Annotated in this window: 26 protein-coding genes; 23 read left to right on the forward strand and 3 right to left on the reverse strand. The window is 65.6% G+C overall.

Features of this window, described 5'->3' with window-relative positions:
- Positions 1–3 precede the first annotated feature (3 nt).
- The gene (locus ACQR1B_RS24250) at positions 4–657 is read right to left on the reverse strand and encodes an OmpA family protein (protein ID WP_434836438.1); all 654 of its coding nucleotides are present in this window, start codon (positions 655–657) and stop codon (positions 4–6) included.
- Between the two features lie 371 nt (positions 658–1,028).
- Here ACQR1B_RS24250 and ACQR1B_RS24255 point away from each other — a divergent pair, with 371 nt between their 5' ends.
- The 4 genes from ACQR1B_RS24255 (at position 1,029) to ACQR1B_RS24270 (ending at position 4,190) form a co-directional block, all read left to right on the forward strand.
- Complete coding sequence (locus ACQR1B_RS24255) at positions 1,029–1,259, forward strand: hypothetical protein (RefSeq protein WP_434836437.1); 231 nt, start codon at positions 1,029–1,031, stop codon at positions 1,257–1,259.
- Positions 1,260–1,330: 71 nt separating this feature from the next.
- Entirely contained in the window at positions 1,331–2,503 is a 1,173-nt protein-coding gene (locus ACQR1B_RS24260; protein ID WP_434836436.1) for a winged helix-turn-helix domain-containing protein, read from the forward strand.
- Positions 2,504–2,629: 126 nt separating this feature from the next.
- On the forward strand, positions 2,630–3,187 hold the full coding sequence (locus ACQR1B_RS24265; RefSeq protein WP_434836435.1) for a TetR/AcrR family transcriptional regulator: 558 nt from the start codon (positions 2,630–2,632) through the stop codon (positions 3,185–3,187).
- A gap of 49 nt (positions 3,188–3,236) precedes the next feature.
- Complete coding sequence (locus ACQR1B_RS24270) at positions 3,237–4,190, forward strand: alpha/beta fold hydrolase (RefSeq protein ID WP_434836434.1); 954 nt, start codon at positions 3,237–3,239, stop codon at positions 4,188–4,190.
- A 36-nt stretch (positions 4,191–4,226) separates the two neighbouring features.
- Here ACQR1B_RS24270 and ACQR1B_RS24275 read toward each other — a convergent pair whose 3' ends face one another.
- Positions 4,227–4,664 carry a DUF2809 domain-containing protein gene (locus tag ACQR1B_RS24275; RefSeq protein WP_434836433.1) on the reverse strand — a complete coding sequence of 146 codons (438 nt, stop codon included), beginning with the start codon at positions 4,662–4,664 and terminating at the stop codon, positions 4,227–4,229.
- Between the two features lie 127 nt (positions 4,665–4,791).
- On the opposite strand from ACQR1B_RS24275, the gene ACQR1B_RS24280 reads away from it, so the two are divergent.
- The 19 genes from ACQR1B_RS24280 (at position 4,792) to ACQR1B_RS24370 (ending at position 25,232) form a co-directional block, all read left to right on the forward strand.
- Positions 4,792–6,123 carry an MFS transporter gene (locus ACQR1B_RS24280; RefSeq protein WP_434836432.1) on the forward strand — a complete coding sequence of 444 codons (1,332 nt, stop codon included), beginning with the start codon at positions 4,792–4,794 and terminating at the stop codon, positions 6,121–6,123.
- A gap of 257 nt (positions 6,124–6,380) precedes the next feature.
- Positions 6,381–7,487 (forward strand): efflux RND transporter periplasmic adaptor subunit, encoded by a 1,107-nt coding sequence (locus ACQR1B_RS24285; RefSeq protein ID WP_434836431.1) that lies wholly within the window; start codon positions 6,381–6,383, stop codon positions 7,485–7,487.
- Between the two features lie 151 nt (positions 7,488–7,638).
- Positions 7,639–10,779 (forward strand): efflux RND transporter permease subunit, encoded by a 3,141-nt coding sequence (locus ACQR1B_RS24290; protein ID WP_434836430.1) that lies wholly within the window; start codon positions 7,639–7,641, stop codon positions 10,777–10,779.
- 30 nt (positions 10,780–10,809) lie between these two features.
- On the forward strand, positions 10,810–11,418 hold the full coding sequence (locus ACQR1B_RS24295; protein ID WP_434836429.1) for a TetR/AcrR family transcriptional regulator: 609 nt from the start codon (positions 10,810–10,812) through the stop codon (positions 11,416–11,418).
- A 40-nt stretch (positions 11,419–11,458) separates the two neighbouring features.
- Positions 11,459–12,082, forward strand: a complete 624-nt coding sequence (locus ACQR1B_RS24300) for a flavin reductase family protein (RefSeq protein ID WP_434836428.1) — start codon at positions 11,459–11,461, stop codon at positions 12,080–12,082.
- Positions 12,083–12,131: 49 nt separating this feature from the next.
- Positions 12,132–12,551, forward strand: a complete 420-nt coding sequence (locus ACQR1B_RS24305; protein ID WP_434836427.1) for an acyl-CoA thioesterase — start codon at positions 12,132–12,134, stop codon at positions 12,549–12,551.
- A gap of 390 nt (positions 12,552–12,941) precedes the next feature.
- Positions 12,942–13,184 carry a hypothetical protein gene (locus ACQR1B_RS24310; RefSeq protein WP_434836426.1) on the forward strand — a complete coding sequence of 81 codons (243 nt, stop codon included), beginning with the start codon at positions 12,942–12,944 and terminating at the stop codon, positions 13,182–13,184.
- 247 nt (positions 13,185–13,431) lie between these two features.
- Positions 13,432–13,623 (forward strand): hypothetical protein, encoded by a 192-nt coding sequence (locus tag ACQR1B_RS24315; protein WP_434836425.1) that lies wholly within the window; start codon positions 13,432–13,434, stop codon positions 13,621–13,623.
- A 146-nt stretch (positions 13,624–13,769) separates the two neighbouring features.
- Positions 13,770–14,603 (forward strand): DeoR/GlpR family DNA-binding transcription regulator, encoded by an 834-nt coding sequence (locus ACQR1B_RS24320; RefSeq protein ID WP_434836424.1) that lies wholly within the window; start codon positions 13,770–13,772, stop codon positions 14,601–14,603.
- A gap of 153 nt (positions 14,604–14,756) precedes the next feature.
- The gene (gene glpD / locus ACQR1B_RS24325; protein WP_434836423.1) at positions 14,757–16,310 is read left to right on the forward strand and encodes a glycerol-3-phosphate dehydrogenase; all 1,554 of its coding nucleotides are present in this window, start codon (positions 14,757–14,759) and stop codon (positions 16,308–16,310) included.
- The gene (locus ACQR1B_RS24330; protein ID WP_434836422.1) at positions 16,307–17,392 is read left to right on the forward strand and encodes an ABC transporter ATP-binding protein; all 1,086 of its coding nucleotides are present in this window, start codon (positions 16,307–16,309) and stop codon (positions 17,390–17,392) included. The genes glpD and ACQR1B_RS24330 overlap by 4 nt, the downstream gene beginning before the upstream one ends.
- 12 nt (positions 17,393–17,404) lie before the next feature.
- Positions 17,405–18,487 (forward strand): ABC transporter ATP-binding protein, encoded by a 1,083-nt coding sequence (locus ACQR1B_RS24335; RefSeq protein WP_434836421.1) that lies wholly within the window; start codon positions 17,405–17,407, stop codon positions 18,485–18,487.
- Positions 18,488–18,490: 3 nt separating this feature from the next.
- Positions 18,491–19,393 carry a carbohydrate ABC transporter permease gene (locus ACQR1B_RS24340; protein ID WP_434836420.1) on the forward strand — a complete coding sequence of 301 codons (903 nt, stop codon included), beginning with the start codon at positions 18,491–18,493 and terminating at the stop codon, positions 19,391–19,393.
- Positions 19,393–20,199 (forward strand): carbohydrate ABC transporter permease, encoded by an 807-nt coding sequence (locus ACQR1B_RS24345; protein WP_434836419.1) that lies wholly within the window; start codon positions 19,393–19,395, stop codon positions 20,197–20,199. The genes ACQR1B_RS24340 and ACQR1B_RS24345 overlap by 1 nt, the downstream gene beginning before the upstream one ends.
- Before the next feature lie 190 nt (positions 20,200–20,389).
- A complete protein-coding gene (locus ACQR1B_RS24350) occupies positions 20,390–20,719 on the forward strand; it encodes a DUF2160 domain-containing protein (protein ID WP_434836418.1) in 330 nt (109 codons plus the stop codon).
- Between the two features lie 121 nt (positions 20,720–20,840).
- On the forward strand, positions 20,841–22,583 hold the full coding sequence (locus tag ACQR1B_RS24355; protein ID WP_434836470.1) for an ABC transporter substrate-binding protein: 1,743 nt from the start codon (positions 20,841–20,843) through the stop codon (positions 22,581–22,583).
- Positions 22,584–23,064: 481 nt separating this feature from the next.
- A complete protein-coding gene (gene exbB, locus ACQR1B_RS24360; RefSeq protein WP_434836417.1) occupies positions 23,065–23,841 on the forward strand; it encodes a tonB-system energizer ExbB in 777 nt (258 codons plus the stop codon).
- A 3-nt stretch (positions 23,842–23,844) separates the two neighbouring features.
- Positions 23,845–24,270, forward strand: a complete 426-nt coding sequence (exbD, locus tag ACQR1B_RS24365) for a TonB system transport protein ExbD (protein ID WP_434836416.1) — start codon at positions 23,845–23,847, stop codon at positions 24,268–24,270.
- Positions 24,267–25,232 carry a TonB family protein gene (locus tag ACQR1B_RS24370; RefSeq protein WP_434836415.1) on the forward strand — a complete coding sequence of 322 codons (966 nt, stop codon included), beginning with the start codon at positions 24,267–24,269 and terminating at the stop codon, positions 25,230–25,232. Before exbD ends, ACQR1B_RS24370 begins: the two co-directional genes overlap by 4 nt.
- Before the next feature lie 28 nt (positions 25,233–25,260).
- On the opposite strand, the gene ACQR1B_RS24375 is transcribed toward ACQR1B_RS24370, so the two are convergent.
- Complete coding sequence (locus tag ACQR1B_RS24375) at positions 25,261–25,602, reverse strand: hypothetical protein (RefSeq protein WP_434836414.1); 342 nt, start codon at positions 25,600–25,602, stop codon at positions 25,261–25,263.
- Positions 25,603–25,608: the final 6 nt, after the last annotated feature.

Below are 25,608 nucleotides of genomic sequence, written 5' to 3' on the forward strand. Positions count from 1 at the left end.
CGTTCACTTCGCCGCGGCGGTCTTGGTGTCCATGTTGACGACCTGGACCCGGCGGTTCAGCGGATCGGCGGGGTTGGCCGCGTCCTTCAGCTTGGACTTGCCATAACCCACGGTGACGAGGTCCGGGCCGGCGAGGGCGAACTTCTCGACCAGATAGCGCTTGATGGTATCGGCGCGGCGCTCGGACAGATCCTGGTTGAAACTGTCGCCGCCGATGCCGTCGGTGTGGCCGGCGACCACGAAGGTCGAGCCCTTCAGGGTCGGATCGGACAAGGCCTTGCCGAGTTCCTGCACCGCAGGCATCGAGGTCTTGCTGATCTCGGCGGAGTTGTAGTCGAACTGGATCTCGAGATCGATCTTGGGCTTGGTCGCGGCGAGCTCGGCGATCTGCGCGCGCTCGCCGAGCGACAGCGAGCGCGTCTTGCGGTTGCGCATGCTGTCGAGGAAGGCCGATTGCTTGGCCTGCGCCGCCGCATCGACCGGCGGCGCAGCCTGCGCTCCGACCGACAGGCCGCGCGTCGCCGATTTCGGCTTCAGCGCGTTCAGGATCTGGTCGGCGGACACGGCCTCCCCGGCGAGAGCGGCGCCTGCGCTCATCGCCAGCACGGCGGAAAATGCCGCCGCCCGAACTGTAAAACGTCCAAAATAACCGGTCATCGTCATCATCCTCGGGTGTCATGGCTCATGGCCATTGGATGCTTGGACGATAAAACCGGTTCAATGCGTTCGAATGTGATCGAGGTCACGCATTGCGGAACCCCACTTGAGCCGCGCAAGACGCCACATGGCGGAACGTTGTCGCAACGCCATCGGCGCCCGGCCGTCTGCGAACAACAAATCGGCCAGATGCGGTTCTACCGGATATCCATCGCCGGAAAAAAATCGCAAACGGGAGGAGCGACGCAGGCGACGGGCGAATTGAGTTCAAGAAACGCAAACAGAAAAGCAAGGCCGTGTTCAACTCACCGAGGCGCGACTACCAGTCCCACCGGACGGGCAGCCAGGATCCGCCGGGGTCCGCGAGTTCCATGTCGACCCTGATCGGGGCGGGAATCATCGCGGCCGCCATCCTGCTATCCACACTGATCACCGCCGTCGGCAATCGCTACGTCGGCCTGGAAAGTCCCTCCGATGATACGGCCTGGCTGGTCGACCGCCTGACCGGCCGCATCTACAAGTGCCGCGCGGCGGATCCGGGCCGTGCGAGCTGCAAGGCCGAGATCGCCACCGGCAGCAACCCGGACAAGCCGAAGCAGTAGGTCGGCTCGCGCGTCTCCGCGGCTGATTGCCGTTGCGGGAGCAGGGCCGAATCTCGCACGATCGCGCGGTCATGCCCGCCATTCCCGCTCCCATCCCGTTGTCGAAGATCGCCGCCCGCCGTCTCTGGCTGCGCGCCCAGCGTCTCGATGCCGAGGCGCCGTTCGGTGCAGGTCCCGAAGCGGTCGCCGCGGCGATCGCTCATCTCGGCTATGTGCAGATCGACACCATCAACGTGATCGAGCGCTGCCATCACCACATCCTGTTCAGCCGCATCCCGGCCTATCGGCGCGCCGATCTCAGGCAGGCGCAGAGCGGCGACAAGACCGTGTTCGAATATTGGACCCACGCGCTGTCCTATGTGCCGCTGCAGGACTTCCGCTATTTCGTGCCGGCGATGCGGCGCTATCGCCGCGAGGGGCATCGCTGGCTGCAGACCGTCAAGCCCGAGGACACGCGCAAGGTGATGCGGCTGATCCGCCAGGGCGGCGCGCTGACCATCCGCGACATCGACGACGACGAACTGCGCGAGAAGGACCACGCCTGGGCCAGCCGCAAGCCGTCGAAGCGGGCGCTGCAGCTCGGCTTCTACGAGGGCCTGCTGACGGTGGCCGGTCGTGACGGCATGCTCAAGACCTACGATCTCACCACCCGGCATTTCGGCTGGGAGCGGCTGCCGAAGGGGGCGACCGAGCGCGAGATCGCGGCCTATCTGGTCGACCGCGGCCTGCGCGCACAAGGCGTGGTCAGCCTCGATTCGCTGTGCCATCTCAGCGCGGCACGAAAGGCGGACGTCCGCCGCGTCATCGCGAGCCGGGTCAGGCGCGGCGAGCTGCTGCCGGTCGCGCTCGAAGGCGCCGGCAGGCAGGAGCATTGGGCCACGCCCGCGGCGCTGGCGGAGACGATCGAGATCGATCCCGCGCGCGTGCACATCCTGTCGCCGTTCGATCCGCTGATCATCCAGCGCAAGCGGACGCAGGCGATCTTCGACTACGACCATCGGTTCGAGGCCTATGTCCCGAAGGACAAGCGTCTGTTCGGCTACTTCGCGCTGCCGGTCCTGGTCGGCGACGAGATCGTCGCAGCGCTCGATCTCAAGACCGACCGCCAGAACGGCAGGCTCCTGATGCAGAAATGGAGCTGGGTCGGCACGGGCAAGGCGGCGCGTGGCGAGCACCGCAAGGCGCTGAAGCGGGTCATCGAGGACGAATTGCACCGGTTCCAGCGGTTTCAGCTCGGCGATTGACCTCCTCGTCGAAGAAGCGTTCAAGGCTCTTGATTAGGAAACGAATGTTTCCTAAAAGGGGGAATGACGAGGTCGCAAAAGCATTCTGTTGAGTACCGCGGGCCCGGTCGGCCGCGCGAGTTCGACATGGACACCGCCCTGAACAGGGCTCTGGTGGTCTTCAGCGAGCGCGGCTACCACGGCGCATCGCTGGCCGAATTGCGCGCCGCCATGAAGCTCGCCACCGGCAGCCTCTACAAGGCCTTCGCGGACAAGCGCGCGATCTTCCTGGCGACGCTCGACCACTATATCGCGCGCCGCGACCGACAGGTCCGCGAACGCCTCGACGCGCAGCATAGCGGCCGCGGCAAGCTCGAGGCCCTGCTGCAATTCTACGCCGATTCCGCCAGCGACGGTGAGGGCCGGCGCGGCTGTCTCGTCGTCACCAGCGCGACCGAACTCGCCACCTTGGACGCGGAGGCCGCCGCCAAGGTCCGCGGATCATTGCGCCGGGTCGAGACCGCGTTGCGCGACCTGATCAGGCTTGGTCAGGCCGATGGATCGATCCGGCCGGAGCTCGATCCGGACGCCGTCGCCGGCGCTCTGTTCTGCGTGATCCAGGGCTTGCGGGTGGTCGGCAAGACCGGGCGCGCGAAGAGCGAGATGATGCGCGTCGCAAACCAGGCCGCGGCCCTGTTTGCATGAAGCCGTGTCAAATTAGGAAACGTTTATTCTATAATTAGGAGAAGGAAATATGCCTGCGTTGATGAATGCCAAGAGTCCGTCGCGGCTGGTCGCGGCGGAGCCGTTCGGTTGCGACGATTCGTCGTTGCCGGGATTCACCCACCGCTTCGAGACCGTCGACGGCGTCAGGCTGCATTATGTCAGCGGCGGGCCGCCGGATGGCGAGGTCGTGGTGCTGCTCGCCGGCTTCCCCGAAAGCTGGTTTGCCTGGCGCAAGGTCATGCCGCTGCTCGCGTCGCGCTATCGGGTCATTGCGCCGGATCTCCCGGGGCAGGGGGACTCGGACCGGCCAGCCGATGGCTACGACACTCAGACCCTGGCCACCGCAGTGCATGGCCTGCTGCAGCAACTCGGCGTCACCCATTATCATCTGGTGGCTCACGATATCGGTGCGTGGGTCGCCTATCCCTTTGCTGCGCTGTTCGAAGCCGAGCTGCGCAGCCTGGCGCTGCTCGATGCGGGAATTCCCGGCGTCACGCTGCCCGAGGCGCTGCCGTTCGCGCCGGATCGCGCGTGGCGCACCTGGCACTTCGCGTTCCACGCCGTCGCGGATCTCCCGGAGATGCTGATCCAAGGCCGCGAGCGCGACTATCTCGCCTGGTTCCTGCGCCGGAAGTGCGCCAGTCCCGAAGCGTTCTCGGAACGCGATCTCGACGAATACGCCCGCGTGCTGACCAAGGCCGGCGGCTTGCGCGCGGGGCTCGCCTACTACCGTGCCGCCGAACTGTCGGCGCGCCAGAACCGCCAGCTGAAGGCCAAGGGCAAGCTGAAGCCGCCGGTGCTGGCCATCGGCGCCGACCAGGGATCGATCGTGGACATGGCCGCGCCGCTCAGGGAGGTCGCCGAGCACGTGGAGGGCATCACCATTTCCTCGTGCGGCCACTACATTCCGGAAGAGCAGCCTGCGGTCCTGGCCGAGGAACTGAACGCCTTCTTCAGCCGTGCCGGTGCCCGGCCGATCTAAGCCATCGGTGGAGATCGCGCCTCGCCGCTGGCGGCCCTATGTCGAACCGGGCCGCCTCACGATGCGCTCGATCCCGATCCCGATGAGGATGCCGACCGCATAGGCCGCGATGTTCCATGCAGAGAAGATCCGCCCGAGCAGCAGCGCGCCTGCCAGCGTCAGGCGGAAGCTATCGAGCCAGGGCGTGTGGATCAGCCGGGAGGCTTCGACGGTTACGGCGACGGCGAGCGCGAGCCCGCCGATCTGCCGCGGCGACCGCCGTGGCAGGAGTGCAACGAGCAGCAGATAGACCATCATCGCCCAGAGGATGGAGCCACCGTATTTGACGATCAAGGCGGGAAGGCCGAGACCGAGACCATAGAACCGCAGGGCGAGCCCCAGCGCGATCACGATCAGCGCCGTGGCAAGCGCGCTCGCAGCACGGAGGCGCTCGTCCGCGCGGCTCGGACTATCGGGGGATGAGGGCGGCGTCATGCGCGCGCCGCGCCCCGGCGATGCGTCGCGCGGCTGTGGGAGATCAGGTTTTCCGATTGACTTGCCACGACCGATGCTCAACACCGCCATCAACTACCAATTCCGCAAAGCTCCGGGGAGGAGATCAATGAGTCTGTCCGCCACCATGCCGGCCGCTTCCGGCCGCTCCGACATCGAGGCCGCGACCATTCGCGCCATCTCGTGGCGCCTGATCCCGTTCCTGGTGCTCGCCTATTTCTTCTCCTATCTCGACCGCGTCAATCTCAGCTTCGCCGCGCTGACCATGAACGCGGAGCTCAAGTTCTCGCCGCTGGTGTTCGCCTGGGGCGCCGGCATCTTCTTCATCGGCTATTTCATCTTCGAGGTGCCGAGCAACCTGGCGCTGGAGAGGTTCGGCGCCAGCCGCTGGATCGCGCGCATCATGGTGACCTGGGGCATCATCTCGGCGCTGATGGCGCTGGTCTCGGGCCCCTGGAGCTTCTACACGTTGCGCTTCCTGCTCGGCGTCGCCGAGGCGGGCTTCTTTCCCGGCATCATCCTCTATCTCACCTATTGGTACCCGGCGCAGTATCGCGCGCGCTTCCTCGCCGCCTTCGCGGTCGCCGTTCCGGTCTCGACCGTGATCGGCGCGCCGGTCTCGAGCCTGCTGCTCGGGCTCGACGGCACCATGGGTCTGAGGGGCTGGCAGTGGCTGTTCATCGTCGAGGGAATCCCGTCCGTCGTGCTCGGCCTCGTCACCTGGTTCTACCTGACCAACCGGCCGGAGCATGCGAGCTGGCTGTCGGCGGAGCAGAAGGCCTGGCTTGCCGCGCGGCTCGAGGCCGAGACCGCGGCCAAACAGGCCGCCGGCCACATGACGCTCGGCGAGGCGCTGTCCTCGCCGAAGGTGATCATGCTCAGCCTCATCTATTTCGGCTTCGTCGGGGCGCTCTACGGCATGCAGTTCTGGCTGCCGCAGATCGTCAAGGCGTTCGGGCTGAGCAATGTCCAGACCGGCTTCGTCACGGCGATTCCCTATGCCTTCGGCACCGCCGCCATGATCCTGTGGGCGCGGCATTCGGATGCGACGCGCGAGCGCGTGATGCATGTCGGCGCGCCGCTGATCCTGATCGCGGTGGCGCTGGCGGCGTCCAGCGTCATCGGCGATCCGACACTCACGATGGTCGCGCTCACGGTGGCGGCGATCGGCGTGTTCTGCGTGTTCGGCGTGTTCTGGACGTTGCCGACGGCGTGGCTGTCGGGCACGGCCGCAGCCGGCGCGATCGCGCTGATCAATTCGGTCGGCAATCTCGCCGGCTTCGGCGGGCCCTATCTGGTCGGCTGGATCAAGGACACGACGGGCTCTGCGACCCACGGCCTGCTCGCGCTATCGCTGTTGCCGCTGATCGCGGGGCTGCTGGTGTTCTTCGGCGGCCATGAGAGCAAGGTCGAATTCGCCGGTGGGGCGCCGGCGGAATAGCGACCACGCAATCGGCCGACGATTGCAGACCTAAAATCACCCATCGGCTGATCGTGCCAACCACCTCGGTATCTCGGGTTCGCCCGCGGGTGCCGTCGCCCCGGAATGACCAGGGCTGCCCGGAAGGCTGTCTGCCCGATCGACTAAGCACCTGCGGCAACATGTCAGGATGTTCACGAAGTCATTATTGCTGACGAATATTGACAATCGTCACTCGACAATCGACACTTCCTCGCAACTGCAGCGAGGGTGCCCCCATGTTGATCCGCCTGATTTTCGCGAGCTATTCCAAGCTGTTGACTGGTCTCGCGTTGGCCACGATGGCCGCCGCTCTGGCCGGGTGCAATGAAACCGTCGCCCAGAAGGCCGAGCCGGTCCGGCCGGTTCTGGTCGCGCCCGTGCATTACGAGGCCGAGACGCCCGAGCGCAGCTTCGTCGGCACCATCCGGCCGCGAATCGAGGCCGATATCGGCTTCCGCGTCGCCGGCAAGGTCGCCAAGCGCCTGGTCGAGGTCGGTCAGGCCGTCGAGATCGGCCAGCCGCTCGCCACGCTCGACGAGGTCGACCTGAAGCTCCAGGCCGAGCAGGCCGAAGCCGAATTCCGCGCCGCCACCGGCGTGCTGGCGCAGGCCTCCGCCGCTGAGACCCGCGCCAGGGAGCTGCGAACCAAGGGCTGGACCACCGATGCCCAGATGGACCAGGCCAGGGCGTCCGCTGACGAGGCGAGGGCGCGCCTCAACCGTGCCGAACGCTCGGTCGAGCTGACCCGCAACTCGCTATCCTACGCGACGCTCGTTGCGGACGCGCACGGCGTCGTGACCGCGAGCATGATCGAGCCCGGCATGGTCGTTGCCGCCGGCCAGGCCGCGATCCGTGTCGCGCGTTTCGCCGAGAAGGAGGCCGTGGTCGCAATCCCGGAGACACTGCTCGAACGCGCCAAGACCGGCAGCGCCTACGTCACCTTGTGGTCGGTGGCCAACAAGAAATATGCAGCGAAGCTGCGCGAGATCGCGCCCACCGCCGATTCCGCGACCCGCACCTATCTCGCCAAGTTCTCGCTGCCGGACGCCGGCGACGCCGTCTCGCTCGGCATGACTGCGACGTTGACCCTCGCCGATCCCGCCACCACGCGCGTCGCGCGGCTGCCGCTGTCGGCGCTGTTCAGCGACGGCCGCGATCCATCGCTCTATGTCGTTGGCGACAAGGGCGAGGTGACGCTGAAGCCGGTGAAGGTGAAGGCCTATGACAGCAAGGACGTGCTCGTCACGTCAGGCGTCGACGAAGGCGAGAAGGTCGTGGCGCTCGGCGTGCAGAAGATCGATCCCACCCAGAACGTGCGCGTCGTCTCGGCGCTGACGTTCTGATGGCGTGACGGCCTCATGGTTCGAGACGCGCGGCGCTGCCGCGCTCCTCACCATGAGGAGCTAAATCCTCATCCTGAGGAGGCGCGCAGCGCCGTCTCGAAGGATGAGGCCACCGAAGCGCGAAGCAATTAGGTCCTCATCGGAGAGTGCCATGAAGCGGTTCAACCTGTCGGCCTGGGCGGTCAATCATCCGCCGCTGGTGCTGTTTCTGATCGTCGCGCTCGGTGTCGCCGGCTTCTTCTCCTATCAGAAGCTCGGCCGCGCCGAAGATCCGTTCTTCACCGTCAAGGTCGTCAACGTCTCGGTGGTGTGGCCGGGCGCGACCGCCATGGAGATGCAGAGCCAGGTCGCCGATCCCATCGAGAAGAAACTGCAGGAGCTGCCCTACTTCGAGAAGGTGCAGACCTATTCGAAGCCGGCCTTCGCCGCGATGCAGGTGACCTTCCGCGACTCGACGCCGCCGGCCGAGGTGCCGCATCTGTTCTATCTGATCCGCAAGAAGCTCGACGACGTGCAGTCCGCGCTGCCGTCGGGCATCGTTGGACCGTTCGTCAATGACGAGTTCTCCGACGTCGATTCCATCCTGTTCATGATGACAGGCGACGGCGCCGACTACGCGCAGCTGAAGAAGGCCGCCGAAGGCCTGCGCCAGCGCCTGCTCAAGGTCCCCGGTGTCACCAAGGTCAATCTCTACGGCACCCAGGACGAGCGCATCTATGTCGAGTTCAGCCATGCCAAGCTCGCCACTCTCGGCATCACGCCGCAGGCGCTGTTCGATTCGCTTGCCAAGCAGAACAATGTGACCCCGGCCGGCACCGTCGAGACCTCGTCGCAGCGCGTGCCGCTGCGCGTCACCGGCGCGCTCGACGGCGCCAAGGCGGTCGCGGAAACGCCGGTCGAAAGCAACGGACGCGTGTTCCGGCTCGGCGACATCGCCACGGTCACCCACGGCTTCGTCGATCCGCCGACTTTCAAGGTGCGGCAGGAGAGCAAGCCCGCGCTCGGCATCGGCGTCGTCACGGCCAAGGAGGCCAACATCCTGGATCTCGGCAAGGAGGTCCACGCGGCTGCCGACGATTTCATGAAGGCCGTGCCGCAGGGCATCGAGATCGAGCAGATCGCCGACCAGCCCAAGGTGGTCGAGCATGCCGTCAGCGAGTTCGTGCACTCGTTCGTCGAGGCGCTGGTGATCGTGCTGTTCGTGTCGTTCCTGGCGCTCGGCTGGCGCACCGGCATCGTCGTGGCGCTGTCGGTGCCGCTGGTGCTCGGGCTCGTCTTCATCGTCATGAACATCATGGGGCTCAACCTGCACCGCATTTCGCTTGGTGCCCTCATCATTGCGCTCGGGCTCCTGGTCGACGATGCCATCATCGCGGTCGAGATGATGGTGGTGAAGATGGAGCAGGGCTGGGACCGGATGCGCGCGGCATCCTTTGCCTGGGACTCCACCGCATTCCCGATGCTGACCGGAACCCTGGTCACGGCCGCCGGCTTCCTGCCGATCGGCTTCGCCAATTCGGCGGTCGGCGAATATGCCGGCAGCATCTTCTGGATCGTCGCCATCGCGCTGGTGGCGTCATGGTTCGTCGCCGTGATCTTCACGCCCTATATCGGCGTCAAGCTGCTGCCCGACATGAAGGCCCATCACGGCCATGACGAGCACGCGGTCTACAACACGCGCATGTATCGCGGCCTGCGCGCCATCGTGCGCTGGTGCGTCACGCATCGCATCACCACCGTCGCCGCGACGGTTGGCGCCTTCGCGGCATCGATCGTGGCCTTCGGCCACGTCCAGCAGCAGTTCTTTCCGCTGTCGGAGCGGCCGGAGCTGTTCCTGCAGCTGCGGCTGCCGGAGGGCACCGCGTTCGGAATCACCGAGAAGGCGGCGCGCGAGGCCGAGGCGCTGTTGAAGGACGACAAGGACATCGAGACCTACACCGCCTATGTCGGGCAGGGCTCGCCGCGCTTCTGGCTCGGCCTCAACCCGCAACTGCCGAACGAGGCCTTCGCCGAGATCGTGATCGTCGCCAAGGACGTCGCCGCGCGCGAGCGCATCAAGGCCAAGATCGAGACCGCGGCCGCGAATGGCGCGCTGAACGAAGCGCGCGTCCGCGTCGATCGTTTCAATTTCGGTCCGCCGGTCGGCTTCCCCGTCCAGTTCCGCGTCATCGGTCCCGATGCGGCCAAGGTGCGCGCCATCGCCTATCAGGTGCGCGACGTCATGCGCCATAACCCGAACGTCAGGGATCCGCAGCTCGACTGGAACGAGCAGTCGCCCTACCTCAAGCTGGTCGTCGACCAGGATCGCGCCCGCGCGCTCGGCCTCACTCCGCAGGACGTCTCCCAGTCGCTGGCGATGCTGATCTCCGGCGTGCAGGTCACGACCATTCGCGACGGCATCGAGAAGGTCGGCGTCGTCGCCCGTGCGGCGCCGTCCGAACGGCTGGATCTCGCCCATGTCGGCGACCTCACCATCACCTCGAAGAACGGCGTGGCGGTGCCGCTGCAGCAGATCGCCAAGATCGAGTATTCCCACGAGGAGCCGATCCTGTGGCGTCGCAACCGCGACATGGCGATCACGGTGCGTGCCGACGTGGCGGATGGCGTCCAGGCGCCCGATGTCACCAGCCAGATCTCGCCGAAGCTGCAGGACATCCGCAACCGCCTCGAGCCTGCCTACCGGATCGAGGCCGGCGGCGCGTTCGAGGAATCGGCCAAGGGCAATGCCTCGATCTTCGTGCTGTTTCCGCTGATGGTCATCGTGATGCTGACGCTCTTGATGATCCAGCTGCAGAGCTTCTCGCGGCTGTTCCTGGTGTTTCTGACCGCGCCGCTCGGCATCATCGGTGCCTCGCTCGGGCTCAACGTCGCCAACGCCCCGTTCGGCTTCGTGGCGCTGCTCGGCTTGATCGCGCTGGCCGGCATGATCATGCGCAACGCGGTGATCCTGGTCGACCAGATCGAGGCCGACGTGACCTCCGGCCTGACCCGCCGCGAGGCGATCATCGAGGCCACCGTGCGCCGCGCCCGGCCGGTGGTGCTGACGGCGCTGGCGGCGATCCTGGCCATGATCCCGCTGTCGCGCTCCGCCTTCTGGGGACCGATGGCGATCACCATCATGGGCGGTTTGTTCGTTGCAACCTTCCTCACGCTGCTGTACTTGCCGGGATTGTACGCCCTATGGTTCCGCAAGAGTCTGGATGAGCGCGGGGCAGCTGCGCGGGATCATTCTGCAGCGCAGCACGTTGATCGGCCGGCACCGGCGCTTCCTCTCGCCGAGGCTGCCGAATGAAACTTCGAAGGATAGACGATCGCAGCCAAGATGACGCTGGTTTCTGAACACATCGAACCCGACACCCGCGAACGCATCCTCGTCGTTGCCGAACGCCTGTTCCGGCAGATCGGCTACCAGAAGACGACCGTCGCCGACATCGCCAAGGAGCTCCGCATGAGCCCGGCGAACGTCTACCGGTTCTTCGACTCCAAGAAGGCGATCCACGAAGGCGTCGCGCGGACGCTGATGGGACAGGTGGAGGCGGCGGCGATGGCGATCGCCGAGCGCGGCGGGCCGGCCGCGCCGCGGCTGCGCGAACTGCTCGGCACCATCTTCCGCATGAACACCGAGCGCTATGTCGGCGACAACAAGCTGCACGAGATGGTCGCAGTGGCGATGGAGCAGAGTTGGGAGGTGTGCGAGGCCCACATGCTGCTGGTCACCGAGATCATCGGCCGCGTGATCGGGCAGGGGGCCGCGTCCGGCGAGTTCGCGGTCAACGACCTGCCGCTGGCGGCAAAATGCGCCTGCACCGCGATGATGCGCTTCTTCCATCCGCAGATGATCGCGCAATGCGCGACCAAGCCCGGCCCCACGGTCGACGAGATGATCGATTTCGTGCTGGTGGGGCTTGGTTCGAACCGCGCTGCACGATAAGTTCTTCCGCATTGCGAGCAATGACGGAAAGGACCACAGCGTGACCGAGCGCGACCTGCACTTCTATGAGCCGAAGAACGGCCATGGCCTCCGTCACGATCCCTTCAATGCCATCGTCGCGCCGCGTCCGATCGGCTGGATCTCCTCGCGCGATCCGGATGGTCACGTCAACCTCGCGCCCTACAGCTTCTTCAACGCCTTCAACTATACCCCGCCGATCATCGGCTTCTCCTCGACGCAGCGGAAGGACTCGGTCGCCAACATCGAGGACACCGGCGAATTCGTCTGGAACCTGGTGACGCGCGATCTCGCCACCCAGATGAATGCGACCGCCGCGCATGTCGCGCGCGACGTCGACGAGTTCGAACTCGCTGGCGTCACGCCGGTGCCGTGCAGGTTCGTCAACGTGCCGCGCGTCGGCGAGAGCCCCGTCGCGTTCGAGTGCAAGGTCACGCAGATCATCCAGCTGCAGGGCGCCGACGGCAGGAAGGCCCAGGCCTGGCTGACGCTCGGCGAAGTCGTCGCCGTCCACATCGACAAGGCGCTGATCAAGGACGGCGTCTATCAGACCGCGCTGGCGCATCCGATCGTGCGTGCCGGCCGCCGCGGTGATTATTTCGAGATCAAGGCGGAAGACATGTTCGAGATGATCCGGCCGGACTGAGGCCCGACCATCTTCAACTCAGAGCCGGCTTCATGGGAGACCTCCTGACGTGACTGAACCGACCGCCCACGCCGCGCCGACCGAACCGCGCGGCGATCTCTGCATCCGCACCCTGGCGATGCCGGCCGACACCAATGCCAATGGTGACATCTTCGGCGGCTGGCTGCTCAGCCAGATGGACGTCGGCGGCGGCGTGTTCGCCGCCAAGGTCGCGAAGTCGCGCACGGTCACGGTCGCGATCGAGGCGATGAACTTCCGCAAGGCGGTGTATGTCGGCGACCTCGTCTCGGTCTATGCGCATCTCGTGCGCGTCGGCCGCACCTCGATGACCGTGCGTCTCGAGGCCTGGGTGCTGCGCCGGAAGGAGGAGCAGCCGATCCTCGTCACCGACGGCAACTTCACCTACGTCTCGATCGACGACGACGGCCGGCCACAGCCGATCAAGCGCGACGGTGTGATCACGACGTGATCGCACGGGCGGCTCGACTGCAGCCGTCAATAACCTCCGTTAATTCCCATCACATATGACGTGACGTTGATCGGGGAACTGTGGACTGACGGTGCGTGTTCATTGAGACCGCGCGCTGCAAAGGCTATTGCCGTGTGCGTTCGCAGCGTGCGGACGGCCTCAGTCACTAAACTTGGCCCGACACGTTTACGATGATTGCAAGTTGGGATTGCGTTGGCAGGCACGGCCGCGTCTCTGCCGTAATACGAGTCTTCGTTATGAGTTCGCAAACGCGACAACAAGTTCGCTGCAAACAGCGACAAGCCGGAAAAAACGACAGGCCGGAAGAAACGGCCGACATGGTCAGGAAGCGGTCGGAGGAATGGTACGCGAACAGGGTGGAGTGGGTCGATGTCGGATGTCGACGGGAAGCTGACGTTGGAAGTCCTCAAGAAGCTGCAGCAGCGGCTTCTCCATGCCGAGCAGCGTATCGGGGTCTATGAGGTTCAACTGAGTGCGTTTCGCCAGCATCAGGTCGAAGTGCTGAGTGATCTCCGTACGATCTACCAGTTGCTCGGCCATCATAACGACCGTCTCGGCGGAGCCGACGCGTCGCTCTGCAAGGTCGCGCTGGTGCCGGAGGATCCGCACTGACTCGAGATTGCCCGAATTCGGAGTCGTCGCCGCGCTCGGCATGCGGCGTCCGAGCCTGCGGCACTGATTCGTTGGCGCTGCGATACCACTCAATCTGCAACACGTCTCCATCAGCAGGGCACCGATCCAACATCAGATCGACCGAATCGCCTGCCGACATCCGCGGGAAGATCGAGGCTGCGCGCGCCCGGGAACATTCCTCCGGGCACTCCGTTATCTGCCCCGGAATGAACGACGGGATTTCGCAATGTCCGATACCTACATCATCGAGGTCAGCTCCCATGCGGCGGGGATCGTGATTCGCGATCGCGGCGGCTTCCGCTTCTTCGCGGCGTCGCACCGTTTCAATGCGCTCGAGGGCCAGGTGTTTCGGAGTGCCCGCGAGGCCGAGCGCGCCGCGATCCGCCTCGTCTCCGGAGAGTTCAGCGCAGCAGCCTGAGCCCGCCAATGCGCGGGTCCGGCCTGAGGACGGGGCGCTGTTGAACATGCCCTGAGCCGATGCTTGCTGCGGTGCGTCGGTGTCTCGCGCATTGACCATCGATTGGATCGGCATCACCATGGCACAGCTCATGCTGAAAGCTTGCCATGGCCGTCCTCTCCCAACGCCAGACCGACATTCTCAACATCGCCCGCGCCTCGGGGCGCGTCATGGTGGACGATCTGTCGCGCCGGTTCGACGTGTCGGCGCAAACCATCCGCAAGGACCTCAATGACCTCTGCGAGCAGCGCGCGCTGACGCGCATCCATGGCGGCGCCATCATCGCCTCAGGGGTCGAGAATCTCGCCTACGAGGCGCGGCGCTTCGTCGCCGCCGACGAGAAGAAGGCGATCGGCGCGGCCGCGGCCGCGCGCATTTCCAACGGCTCCTCGCTGTTCATCAATATCGGCACCACCACCGAGGAGGTTGCGAGCGCGCTGACCTCGCATCAGGACCTGCTCGTCATCACCAACAACCTCAACGTCGCGATGCTGCTCTACCCGCATCCGCGCATCGAGGTGATCGTCGCGGGCGGCAGCGTGCGGCGCTCGGATGGCGGCGTGGTCGGCTCGACTGCGACGCAGTTGATCGGCCAGTTCAAGGTCGACCATGCGATCATCGGCGCCTCGGCGATCGACGAGGAGGGCGCGTTGCTCGACTTCGACTATCGCGAGGTGCAGGTGGCGCAGGCGATCATCGCCAACGCGCGCAGCGTGATGCTGGTCGCGGATTCCACCAAGCTCCACCGCAGCGCTCCGGTGCGCATCGCCCATCTCAGCCAGATCCAGACCTTCGTCACCGACCGGCCGCTGCCCGACGGGCTTGCCAGCCTCTGCCACAGCCGGGGCATCGAGGTGATTTCGGCCATGCCCGCTGACGAGACCGAGGACGCCGCCGAGGCAAACGAAACCGCCGGGTCCTCAGTGCTCCGCCGCGCCTGATCTTTCGCCGCCATTGCATGCCGTTTGATCCCGGATTGGGCAGGCTCTGCCCAATCCCGGTCCAACATGCGTTTTTCGATTTGCTTTCACTTTCGTTTGTGATTAACTCGAAATCGAAAGTGAAATCGCTGGTTTGAAGGCGATTGCTGGGGGATGCGTCTGTTGGAGCGAATCTACGACCTCGCCATTGTCGGAGGCGGCGTGAACGGTTGCGGCATCGCGCGCGATGCGGCCGGACGCGGAAATTCCGTTTTTCTCTGCGAAATGAACGATCTTGCGAGCGGGACGTCGTCCTGGTCGACCAAGCTCGTGCATGGCGGCCTGCGTTATCTCGAATATTACGAGTTCCGCCTGGTCCGCGAAGCGCTGATCGAGCGCGAGATCCTCTGGAAGATCGCGCCTCACATCATTCGCCCGCTGCGGTTCGTGCTGCCGCACCATTCCGGCCTGCGCCCGGCCTGGCTGCTCCGGCTCGGCCTGTTCCTGTATGACCATCTCGGCGGCCGCAAGCTGCTGCCGCCGACCCGCTCGGTCAATCTGCGCAGCGACGAAGTCGGCCGTCCCCTGATTGCCGGACGCTACGGCAAGGGCTTCGAATATTCCGACTGCTTCGTCGACGACGCCCGCCTCGTCGTGCTGAGCGCACGCGATGCCGCGGATCGCGGCGCCGTCATCCGCACCCGGACGCGTGCGACCGAAATCCGGCAGGATGGCGACCATTGGCTGGTCACCACCGAGAATACGCAGACAGGAGAGCGTGAGACCATCAAGGCGCGCGCGCTGGTCAATGCGGCCGGGCCATGGGTCGAGCAGGTGCTGGCGACAGGGGCGGGCGTCAATGCGAAAGCGAAGGTGCGTCTGGTGCAGGGCTCGCACATCGTGGTGCGCAAACTCTATGATCACGATCGCGCCTACATCTTCCAGAACGCCGACGGCCGCATCATTTTCGCGATCCCCTATCAGCAGGACTTCACGCTGATCGGCACCACCGACCGCGACTACCAGGGCGATCCGGCCAAGGTGAAGGCGAGCGACGAGGAGATCGCCTATCTGTGCGCGGCGCTCGGGGAATATCTCGCCAAGCCGGTGACGCCGGCCGATGTGGTGTGGAGCTATTCCGGGGTGCGCCCGCTCTATGACGACGGCGCTAGCGAGGCCAAGGCGGCAACGCGCGATTATGTGTTCGAGCTCGATACACCGGGCGGCCTGCCGCTGCTGTCGATCTATGGCGGCAAGATCACGACGTACCGGCGTCTGGCGGAAGAGGCGCTCGAGCGCCTCGGGCCGTATCTGAAGGGCACCAAGGCGGACGAAGGCTGGACCGGCAAGGCGCCGCTGCCCGGTGGCGACATGGAGGTCCGGGCCGTGGCGGCGCTGATCGCCGGCCTTCGCAAGACCTATCCGTTCCTGACCGACGCGCATGCGACGCGGATTGCCCATGCCTACGGCACGCGGGCAGCCACCATGCTCGCGGGTGCGACATCTTCTGCGGATCTCGGCCAGGACTTCGGCGGCACCTTGACGGAGCGCGAAGTCAGGTACCTGATGACGAACGAATGGGCGTTGACGGCCGAGGACATCGTGTGGCGGCGATCGAAGCTGGGGTTGCGGATGTCGGCGGCCGAGATTGCCGCGCTCGATGCGTGGATCGTCGCCGACCACGCCCGCGCCGCCGTGCCGCCGCGTGAAGCGGGGGGACGCGCATGAGCGTGACGCTCGATCACGTCTCCCGAATCGTCGACGGCGTCATCACCATTCGCGACGTCTCGCTGACCTTGCAGCGCGGCACGCTGAGCGTGCTGCTCGGCCCGACGCTGTCGGGCAAGACCTCCATCATGCGGCTGCTTGCCGGCCTCGACCGTCCGACCACGGGGCGGGTGCTGGTCGACGGCAAAGATGTCACGGGCGCCGACGTGCGCAAGCGCTCGGTCGCGATGGTCTATCAGCAGTTCATCAACTATCCCTCGCTTTCGGTGTATGAGAACATCGCCTCGCCCCTGCGGGTGCAGGGCAAGTCGCGCGAGGAGATCGAGAAGCGGGTGGCCGAGGCGGCCAGGCTGCTGCGGCTCGAGCCCTATCTGAAGCGCACGCCGTTGCAGCTTTCCGGCGGCCAGCAGCAGCGCACCGCGATTGCGCGCGCGCTGGTGAAGGGCGCCGATCTCGTGCTGCTCGATGAGCCCCTGGCCAATCTCGACTACAAGCTGCGCGAGGAGCTGCGCACGGAACTGCCGCGCATCTTCGAGGCGTCCGGCGCGGTGTTCGTCTATGCGACCACCGAGCCGTCGGAAGCGCTGCTGCTCGGCGGCCGTACCATCTGCATGTGGGAAGGCGAGGTGCTGCAGGCGGGCGATACCGCCTCGGTGTATCGCCGTCCCGACACGCTGCGTGTCGGCCAGGTGTTTTCGGACCCGCCCATGAATACGGTCGACATCGAGAAGCGCGGCGACAGCGTACACTACGCCGGTGGCGTCAGCGCGCCGGCGGTCGGTCTCTATGCGGATCTGCCCGATGGCACTTACCGCGCCGGCTTTCGGCCGCATCAGCTCGGGCTCGCCAAGGGCAACGGCAGCCATGGAAGCCACGCATTCCGAGCGACGGTCTCCGTCACCGAAATCACCGGATCGGAGAGCTTCGTGCACCTGACGCGCGACGGCATGAACTGGGTCGCCGTGCTGCACGGTGTGCACGACTACGAGCCGGGCGACGTGCTCGACGCCGTGCTCGATCCCGCCAACGTCTTCGTGTTCGACGCCGGCGACCGCCTGGTCGCGGCGCCGGGCAGTATGTGAGGGAGATGCCGCATGGCCCGCATTGACCTCGTCGATCTCGCCCAGTCCTACCACGGCAACGCCGCCGACATCGAAAGCTTCGCGCTGAAGCCGGTGACGATGACCTGGCGCCAGGGTGGCGCCTACGCGCTGCTCGGCCCCTCCGGCTGCGGCAAGACCACGCTGCTCAACCTGATCTCCGGCATCCTGACGCCGTCCCGCGGAAAAATCCTGTTCGACGGCAAGGATATCACGCAGGCCTCGACGCGGGAGCGCAACATCGCCCAGGTGTTCCAATTCCCGGTGATCTACGACACCATGACGGTCGGGGAGAATCTCGCCTTTCCGCTCAAGAACCGCGGCGTGCCCCGGGCGGAGATCGACAAGCGCGTCGCCGAGATCGCCCGGCTCCTGGATCTCACGCCGGATCTCAATCGCAAGGCGACGCGGCTCACCGCCGATGCCAAGCAGAAGATCTCGCTCGGCCGCGGCCTGGTCCGCTCCGACGTCGCCGCCGTGCTGTTCGACGAGCCGCTGACGGTGATCGATCCCGAGCTGAAATGGCAGCTCCGCTCGAAGCTGAAGGCGCTGCATCGCGAGCTCGACCTGACGATGATCTATGTGACGCACGATCAGACGGAGGCGCTGACCTTTGCCGACACGGTGGTGGTCATGCATGATGGCCGCGTCGTTCAGAGCGGCACGCCGGCCGAACTGTTCGACAAGCCCGCGCACACCTTCGTCGGCTATTTCATCGGCTCGCCCGGCATGAACATCCTCTCAGCCGAGGTCAGGGGGCGCGAGGCCCGGATCGACGGCCACACGCTGACGCTGGCGCGCAGCTACGATGCGCTGCCGGCCGCGGCCAAGATCGAGATCGGCGTGCGGCCCGAATTCGTCGACGTCGCAGCGCCGGGACCGGGACTGCTCGATGCCAATATCGAGCGCATCGATGATCTCGGCCGCATCCGTTTCGCGCGCGTCCGCGTCGGGGACGTCAAGTTTGCCGCACGCCTGCCGTCCGGCTTCTCGCCGCAGGGCTCGGCCATCGGACTGAAATTCGATCCGTCGCACGTCCACGTCTATGCCGACAGCCGTCTCGTCGAGGGAGCCTGACTGATGGACAAGACCATCAACAACAAGGCCTGGTTCCTGGTACTCCCCGTCTTCCTGCTGGTCGCGTTCTCCGCGATCCTGCCGCTGATGACGGTGGTGAACTATTCGATGCAGGACACCTTCGGCAACAACCAGTTCTTCTGGAACGGCGTCGGCTGGTTCAAGGAGCTGCTCGATCCCTCCACCGATCTCGGTGGCCGCTTCCTGGCCTCGCTCGGCCGCAATCTGATCTTCTCGCTCGCCATCCTCGCCATCGAGGTGCCGCTCGGCATCGTCGTGGCGCTGTCGATGCCGCGGGCCGGGTGGACCGTGGCGTTCTGCCTCGTCGTGCTGGCGCTGCCGCTGCTGATTCCATGGAACGTGGTCGGCACGATCTGGCAGATCTTCGGCCGCTCCGACATCGGCCTGCTCGGCTACACGCTCAACGCCGTCGGGTTCGACTACAACTACGTGTCGAACGAGGCCGATGCCTGGTTCACCGTCATCGTCATGGACGTCTGGCACTGGACCAGCCTGGTGGCGCTGCTGTGCTATGCCGGCCTGAAGTCGATCCCCGACGCCTATTACCAGGCGGCGCAGATCGACGGCGCGTCGCGCTGGGCGGTGTTCACCGCGATCCAGCTGCCGAAGATGCATCGCGTGCTCCTCATCGCCGTGCTGCTGCGCTTCATGGACAGCTTCATGATCTATACCGAGCCGTTCGTGGTGACCGGCGGCGGGCCGGGCAATTCGACGACCTTCATCTCGATCGAGCTCGTCAAGATCGCACTCGGCCAGTTCGACCTCGGCAAGGCGGCCGCCCTGTCGCTGGTCTACAATCTGATCATCCTGATCGTCTGCTGGGTGTTCTACACCATCATGACCAATGCCGGCGCCGAGCGCCGGCCGGTGGAAGGGGGCGCGTGATGAACACCATTCCGGGCCGCCGTATCATCATCTCGCTGTTCCTGGTCTTCCTGCTGTTGCCGATCTACTGGCTCGTCAACATGAGCTTCAAGACCAACAACGAGATCGTCACGACGATGACGCTGTGGCCGCATCAGCCGACGCTGGCCAATTACGTCAGGATCTTCACCGACGAGAGCTGGTATTCCGGCTACATCAACTCGCTGAAGTACGTCATCATCAACACCGTGATCTCGATCCTGGTGGCGCTGCCGGCGGCCTACGCGTTCTCGCGCTACCGCTTCCTCGGCGACAAGCACCTGTTCTTCTGGCTGCTGTCGAACCGCATGGCGCCGGCCGCGGTCTATGCGCTGCCGTTCTTCAATCTGTATTCGGCGATCGGCCTGTTCGATACGCCCTGGGCGGTGGCGCTGGCGCACTGCATCTTCAACATTCCGCTGGCGGTGTGGATCCTCGAGGGCTTCGTCTCGTCGGTGCCGCGCGAGATCGACGAGACCGCCTTTCTCGACGGTTATTCGTTCCCGCGCTTCTTCGTGAAGATCCTGGTGCCCCTGATCGCGAGCGGCATCGGCGTCGCCGCCTTCTTCTGCTTCATGTTCTCCTGGGTCGAGCTCCTGCTCGCGCGCACCCTGACCTCGGTCGATGCCAAGCCGATTTCGGCGGTGATGACCCGCACCGTCTCGGCGTCCGGCATGGATTGGGGCTTGCTTGCGGCTGCCGGCGTGCTCACGATCATTCCCGGCGCGCTCGTCATCTGGTTCGTCCGCAACTACATCGCGCGCGGCTTCGCGCTGGGACGGGTGTGATGATGGGGCAAGCTCTTCGCCACGGCCTCCGTTCCGCCTCCCCCGCTCGCGGGGGAGGCCGTATCGCATCGCTAGATGCGATACGGGCGGGGGCATCTCTCCTCTCGGGCAGTCGAACTCGCGGCGCCCCCACCCCAACCCTCCCCCGCAAGCGGGGGAGGGGGTCCATTATCGCCTGGAGCTGATAGCCATGGACAGCATCGCATGGATGGCCTGGACCGCGCCGACGGCGATCTTCTTCGCCGCGCTGGCCTGTACGCTCGGGATCATGACTCTGCTTGCCGCGCGCTATCCGGAAGCCGAGCGGGTCGGCGTGCTGCGCATCCCGACCACGCGCGGCGACCGGCTGTTCATTTCGCTGATCTCGGCCGCCGTCATCCACCTCGTCTGGATCGGGCTCGTCGGCACCGATACGATTGCGACCTTGCCGATCGGCGAGGAAGGTTTTGAGGTTTCGAGCCTGTGGCTCGCGACCGCAATTTCGCTGGCATCTGCCGTTGCGATCTTTCGCACCGTCTGACGCGAGCGAAGAAGGGCAGATCCGGGGCCAACCCGGACCTGGATACGTCTGTCGCTGCAAGGAGGAAACCATGCGACACTTGAAACGGAAGCATCACCCAGGCAAGGCCAGCTATCTCGCGATGACCAGCGCGGTGGCGCTGTTTGCCGCGACCATGACGTTGTCCATCCCGGCGCTCGCCGACGACGCCACGATCCAGAAGTGGATCGACAGCGAATTCCAGCCGTCGACCCTGTCGAAGGAGCAGCAGCTCAAGGAGCTGCAGTGGTTCGCGAAGGCGGCCGAGCCCTTCAAGGGCATGGAGATCAACGTCGTCTCCGAGACCATCACGACGCACGAGTACGAGGCCAAGACCCTGGCCAAGGCCTTCAGCGAGATCACCGGCATCAAGCTGAAGCACGACCTGATCCAGGAAGGCGACGTCGTCGAGAAGCTGCAGACCCAGATGCAGTCCGGCAAAAACGTCTATGACGGCTGGATCAACGACTCCGACCTGATCGGCACCCACTTCCGTTACGGCCAGACCGTCGCGCTCTCGGACTACATGAAGGGCGAGGGCAAGGACGTCACCAATCCCGGTCTCGACGTCGACGACTTCATCGGCAAGTCGTTCACGACCGCGCCGGACGGCAAGCTCTATCAGCTCCCCGTCCAGCAGTTCGCAAACCTCTATTGGTTCCGCTACGACTGGTTCACCAACCCGGACTACAAGGCCAAGTTCAAGGCCAAGTATGGCTATGAGCTCGGCGTTCCCGTGAACTGGTCGGCCTATGAGGACATCGCCGAGTTCTTCACGAACGACATCAAGGAGATCAACGGCGTCAAGGTCTATGGTCACATGGACTACGGCAAGAAGGATCCCTCGCTCGGCTGGCGCTTCACCGACGCCTGGCTGTCGATGGCCGGCAACGGCGACAAGGGCATCCCGAACGGCCTGCCGGTCGACGAATGGGGCATCCGCATGGAAGGCTGCCGTCCGGTCGGCTCCTCGATCGAGCGTGGCGGCGACACCAACGGTCCCGCGGCCGTCTACTCGATCACCAAATATCTCGACTGGATGAAGAAGTACGCGCCGCCGCAGGCGCAGGGCATGACCTTCTCCGAGGCCGGTCCGGTCCCGGCGCAGGGCAACGTCGCCCAGCAGATCTTCTGGTACACCGCCTTCACCGCCGACATGGTGAAGCCCGGCCTGCCGGTGGTGAATGCGGACGGCTCGCCGAAGTGGCGCATGGCGCCGTCGCCGCATGGCTCGTACTGGAAGGAGGGCATGAAGCTCGGCTACCAGGACGCCGGTTCGGCGACGCTGCTGAAGTCGACCCCGCCGGATCGCCGCAAGGCCGCCTGGCTGTACCTGCAGTTCATCGTCTCGAAGTCGGTCAGCTTGAAGAAGAGCCATGTCGGCCTCACCTTCATTCGTGAATCCGACATCTGGGACAAGTCCTTCACCGAGCGTGCGCCGAAGCTCGGCGGCCTGATCGAGTTCTACCGCTCGCCCGCGCGCGTGCAGTGGACCCCGACCGGCAACAACGTGCCTGACTATCCGAAGCTGGCGCAGCTGTGGTGGCAGAACATCGGCGATGCGTCGTCCGGTGCGAAGACCCCGCAAGCGGCGATGGACGCGCTCGCAGCCGCCCAGGACTCCGTCCTCGAGCGTCTGGAGAAGTCCAAGGTCCAGGGTGACTGCGGTCCGAAGCTGAACAAGAAGGAATCGGCCGAGTTCTGGTTCAACAAGTCAGCCAAGGACGGCAACATCGCTCCGCAGCGCAAGCTCGCGAACGAGAAGCCGAAGGGCGAGACCGTCGACTACGACACGCTGATCAAGTCGTGGCCGGCCAGCCCGCCGAAGCGCGCCGAGGCGAAGTGAGCCTACGCTTCGATGTCATCGCCCGGGTCGACCGGGCGATCCAGTACACCGCAGCGTTTTGGCTCTAGCTCGATCGCCTGCGTGTACTGGATGCCCCGCCTGCGCGGGGGATGACAGTGGAGCATAAGGTCAGAAGGATGCGAAAGGCCGGGAGCGATCCCGGCCTTTTTCTCGTGATGACCTCGTGAGCGACTCCCCCGTTCCATCCGGGAATTATTCCCGGATCATGTGGGACATATTCCACACGGCAAGTGCCTTGAAGCCGATGATGACAGGCGGCACTCTTTCCTGAAACGGGAGGAGTGCGGCCTCCGCCGCGACTTTGCCCCAAGGACACGAAACAACAAGGCCCTGAGACGATCTCGCGGCACGGTCGATTCCACTGCGGGCGTTCAGTGATTCTGAAGCGCGCGGTCGGCGAGCCGAGACGGGCGCCGGGATCGCGATCATCAATCTCATGGGGCCACGAGGGAGTACGACAATGGACCAGGCAAATATCGCCAGTCTCGCGGGCCCGCTGCCGGAGGCCTTGTCGCCCTGGACCATGTTCATGAAGGCCGACATCGTCGTCCAGGCGGTCATGATCGGGCTGTTGCTGGCCTCGGTCGCCACCTGGACCGTGCTGGTGGTCAAGACCATCCAACTGCGTTCGGCACTGCACAAAGGGCGAGGGGCCCTGAGTGTGGCGGTTGCGGCGCGGTCGTTGTCGGATGCGATGGGACGCATGTCCGTACAGGATGGTGTGGTCGGACGTCTGCTCGCCGTCGCCGAGGACGAGATCGACAAGTCACGCGGGCTGCCGGCCGACGGCATCAAGGAGCGCGTGGCCTGGCAGTTCGAGCGCATCGAGGCTGCGGCCATCGCACGGATCGGGCGGGGCATCGGCATTCTCGCCACGGTCGGCGCCGTAGCGCCGTTCGTCGGCCTGTTCGGCACCGTCTGGGGCATCATGAACAGCTTCATCGGCATCTCGCACGCCCACACCACCAATCTCGCCGTGGTCGCACCGGGCATTGCGGAAGCGCTGCTCGCCACCGCCTTCGGCCTCGCTGCCGCGATTCCAGCCGTCGTCATCTACAATCTGTTCGCGCGTGCCACCGGGGGCTATCGCGCCGTCATCGCCGATGCATCGGTGGCGGTGATGCGCCTGCTCAGCCGCGATCTCGACCGCCAGCACGCAGGTTCGGCCGAGGCGCGGCGCAGTGCCATTCGCGCCGTCGATGCGCCGCTGCTCTCGATCGCCAATCCGGCGGAGTGAGCCATGGCCGTCAAGCTCGCCCGGCGTCCCGACGAATTCGAGGAGACTCACGACATCAACGTGACGCCGTTCATCGACGTCATGCTGGTGCTCTTGATCATCTTCATGGTGGCGGCGCCGCTCGCCACCGTCGACATTCCGGTCAACCTGCCGGCGATCTCGGCCGAGCCGCAGCCGCGCGCGGAGACGCCGGTGTTCGTGACCTTCAAGGCCGACCGCTCACTCGCGGTCGGCGACCAGAGCGTCGCGCAGTCTGATATTGCCGCTTCGCTCGACGCTGCGACCAGGTCGGATCGGGGCCAGCGCGTGCTGCTGCGCGCCGACCAGACGCTGCCCTATGGCGAGGTGATGGCGCTGATGAACGTGCTGCGCCGCGCCGGCTATGTGAAGGTGGCGCTGGTCGCATTGGAAGACCGGGGCGCGCCGTGAGCGTCCTGACGCTCGATCCATTCGAGCAGGACGAGCGCCGCGAGCGGACGCTGTGGACCGTCGCCGCGCTGGTCGTGGCCGCGCTGCATGTCGGGATTGCGGTGGGCTATCTGTTGCTGCGTCCTGCGCCGCAGGGGCGTGCCGAAGCGCCGGCGTTCGACGTCGTGTTCACGCCCGCCGTCGTGAGCGAGCCGACGCCCGCCGCCCAAGACGCGCCGGCGGCCGAGCCGAATCCGCCGGTCGAACCGCCGAAGGAAGAGCCTGTCAGGGACGAGCCGCAAAAGGACGAGCCCGTCGCGCGCGAAGCCGTCGCCGAGCCGGTGCCACCGCCCCAGCCTGACCCTGAGCCGCAGGTCATGGCGCAGCCTGAGCCGGTGCCCGAAGTCATGCCCTCTCCGGAGCCTGCGCCGCAGGTCGCGCTCGCGCCGGAGCCGCCGCGCGCCGACGACATCGTGCTGCCGCCTCCACCGCCGCCGAAGCCGATCGAGGCGAAGCCGCCGGAAGCGAAGCCGGCCCCGGTGCCCGAGCGCGTCGAGCGCAAGCCGGTCGACAAGAAGGACGCGAAGGACAAGGCCGAGAGGAAGCCCGCGCCGTCGAAGCCGGCTGCGGCGGCGCCGAGCCGGCCGTCGCGCGTGGCATCCGCGCCCAATCCCGGCGAGGACAGCGTCGGCGCGCGCGAAGGGCAGGCCGCCTGGAATCATCAGGTAGAAGCCCAGATCGCTCGTGCCGCGGCCTATCCATCCGACGGCGGCGGCGCCAGTGGCACGGCCGTCGTCAGCGTCGTCATCGATCGTAACGGCCGGCTGTTGTCGCGCCGGCTGGCCGGCAGTTCGGGCTCACCGGCGCTGGATCGCGCGGCGCTGTCCATCATCGAACGGGCTCAGCCGTTCCCGCGGTTTCCACCGGCCATGACTCAGGCCCAGGTGTCGCGCTCCGTCCCGTTGCGCCTGAGGCCGCGCTGAGCGGCCTCATTGCGTGATCGCATGCCGCTCACTTCGAGCATTCGGTCAGATCGGTGTCGCGCACGACGAACTGCGCGCCTTCCTTGAGCTCGATGTTCTTGGCGATGCAGGTGCGGCCGCCTTGTTCGGACAGCTTGATGTCGTAGCGGCCCGATTTCACGCCGACCAGCGTCATGCGCTCGTTGTGGTCGACCATGCCTTCGTCGTCGTTCTTGCACTGATCGGCGCCCCAGCTCTTGGTGCCGGCTGTCGCCAGGTACATCTTCACGATGGTCTGCCCAGTGCGGTTGAGGAAGCGCGGGCCGTCCTCGGCGGATGCAACCGAGCCGGCCAGCATGAGAAAGGCGCAGGCAGTGACGAGGCGACGCATGACGGG

Origin of the sequence: Bradyrhizobium oligotrophicum (genome assembly GCF_051168495.1) — a bacterium.
Lineage (GTDB): Bacteria > Pseudomonadota > Alphaproteobacteria > Rhizobiales > Xanthobacteraceae > Bradyrhizobium > Bradyrhizobium oligotrophicum_A.

Excerpts from the sequence above, each read along its gene's own strand:
- ACQR1B_RS24250 (WP_434836438.1), bottom strand. The coding sequence starts at position 657 with ATGACCGGTTATTTTGGACGTTTTACAGTTCGGGCGGCGGCATTTTCC.
- ACQR1B_RS24255 (WP_434836437.1), top strand. The coding sequence starts at position 1,029 with ATGTCGACCCTGATCGGGGCGGGAATCATCGCGGCCGCCATCCTGCTA.
- ACQR1B_RS24260 (WP_434836436.1), top strand. The coding sequence starts at position 1,331 with ATGCCCGCCATTCCCGCTCCCATCCCGTTGTCGAAGATCGCCGCCCGC.
- ACQR1B_RS24265 (WP_434836435.1), top strand. The coding sequence starts at position 2,630 with ATGGACACCGCCCTGAACAGGGCTCTGGTGGTCTTCAGCGAGCGCGGC.
- ACQR1B_RS24270 (WP_434836434.1), top strand. The coding sequence starts at position 3,237 with ATGCCTGCGTTGATGAATGCCAAGAGTCCGTCGCGGCTGGTCGCGGCG.
- ACQR1B_RS24275 (WP_434836433.1), bottom strand. The coding sequence starts at position 4,664 with ATGACGCCGCCCTCATCCCCCGATAGTCCGAGCCGCGCGGACGAGCGC.
- ACQR1B_RS24280 (WP_434836432.1), top strand. The coding sequence starts at position 4,792 with ATGAGTCTGTCCGCCACCATGCCGGCCGCTTCCGGCCGCTCCGACATC.
- ACQR1B_RS24285 (WP_434836431.1), top strand. The coding sequence starts at position 6,381 with ATGTTGATCCGCCTGATTTTCGCGAGCTATTCCAAGCTGTTGACTGGT.
- ACQR1B_RS24290 (WP_434836430.1), top strand. The coding sequence starts at position 7,639 with ATGAAGCGGTTCAACCTGTCGGCCTGGGCGGTCAATCATCCGCCGCTG.
- ACQR1B_RS24295 (WP_434836429.1), top strand. The coding sequence starts at position 10,810 with ATGACGCTGGTTTCTGAACACATCGAACCCGACACCCGCGAACGCATC.
- ACQR1B_RS24310 (WP_434836426.1), top strand. The coding sequence starts at position 12,942 with ATGTCGGATGTCGACGGGAAGCTGACGTTGGAAGTCCTCAAGAAGCTG.
- ACQR1B_RS24315 (WP_434836425.1), top strand. The coding sequence starts at position 13,432 with ATGTCCGATACCTACATCATCGAGGTCAGCTCCCATGCGGCGGGGATC.
- ACQR1B_RS24320 (WP_434836424.1), top strand. The coding sequence starts at position 13,770 with ATGGCCGTCCTCTCCCAACGCCAGACCGACATTCTCAACATCGCCCGC.
- glpD (WP_434836423.1), top strand. The coding sequence starts at position 14,757 with ATGCGTCTGTTGGAGCGAATCTACGACCTCGCCATTGTCGGAGGCGGC.
- ACQR1B_RS24330 (WP_434836422.1), top strand. The coding sequence starts at position 16,307 with ATGAGCGTGACGCTCGATCACGTCTCCCGAATCGTCGACGGCGTCATC.
- ACQR1B_RS24335 (WP_434836421.1), top strand. The coding sequence starts at position 17,405 with ATGGCCCGCATTGACCTCGTCGATCTCGCCCAGTCCTACCACGGCAAC.
- ACQR1B_RS24340 (WP_434836420.1), top strand. The coding sequence starts at position 18,491 with ATGGACAAGACCATCAACAACAAGGCCTGGTTCCTGGTACTCCCCGTC.
- ACQR1B_RS24345 (WP_434836419.1), top strand. The coding sequence starts at position 19,393 with ATGAACACCATTCCGGGCCGCCGTATCATCATCTCGCTGTTCCTGGTC.
- ACQR1B_RS24350 (WP_434836418.1), top strand. The coding sequence starts at position 20,390 with ATGGACAGCATCGCATGGATGGCCTGGACCGCGCCGACGGCGATCTTC.
- ACQR1B_RS24355 (WP_434836470.1), top strand. The coding sequence starts at position 20,841 with ATGACCAGCGCGGTGGCGCTGTTTGCCGCGACCATGACGTTGTCCATC.
- exbB (WP_434836417.1), top strand. The coding sequence starts at position 23,065 with ATGGACCAGGCAAATATCGCCAGTCTCGCGGGCCCGCTGCCGGAGGCC.
- exbD (WP_434836416.1), top strand. The coding sequence starts at position 23,845 with ATGGCCGTCAAGCTCGCCCGGCGTCCCGACGAATTCGAGGAGACTCAC.
- ACQR1B_RS24375 (WP_434836414.1), bottom strand. The coding sequence starts at position 25,602 with ATGCGTCGCCTCGTCACTGCCTGCGCCTTTCTCATGCTGGCCGGCTCG.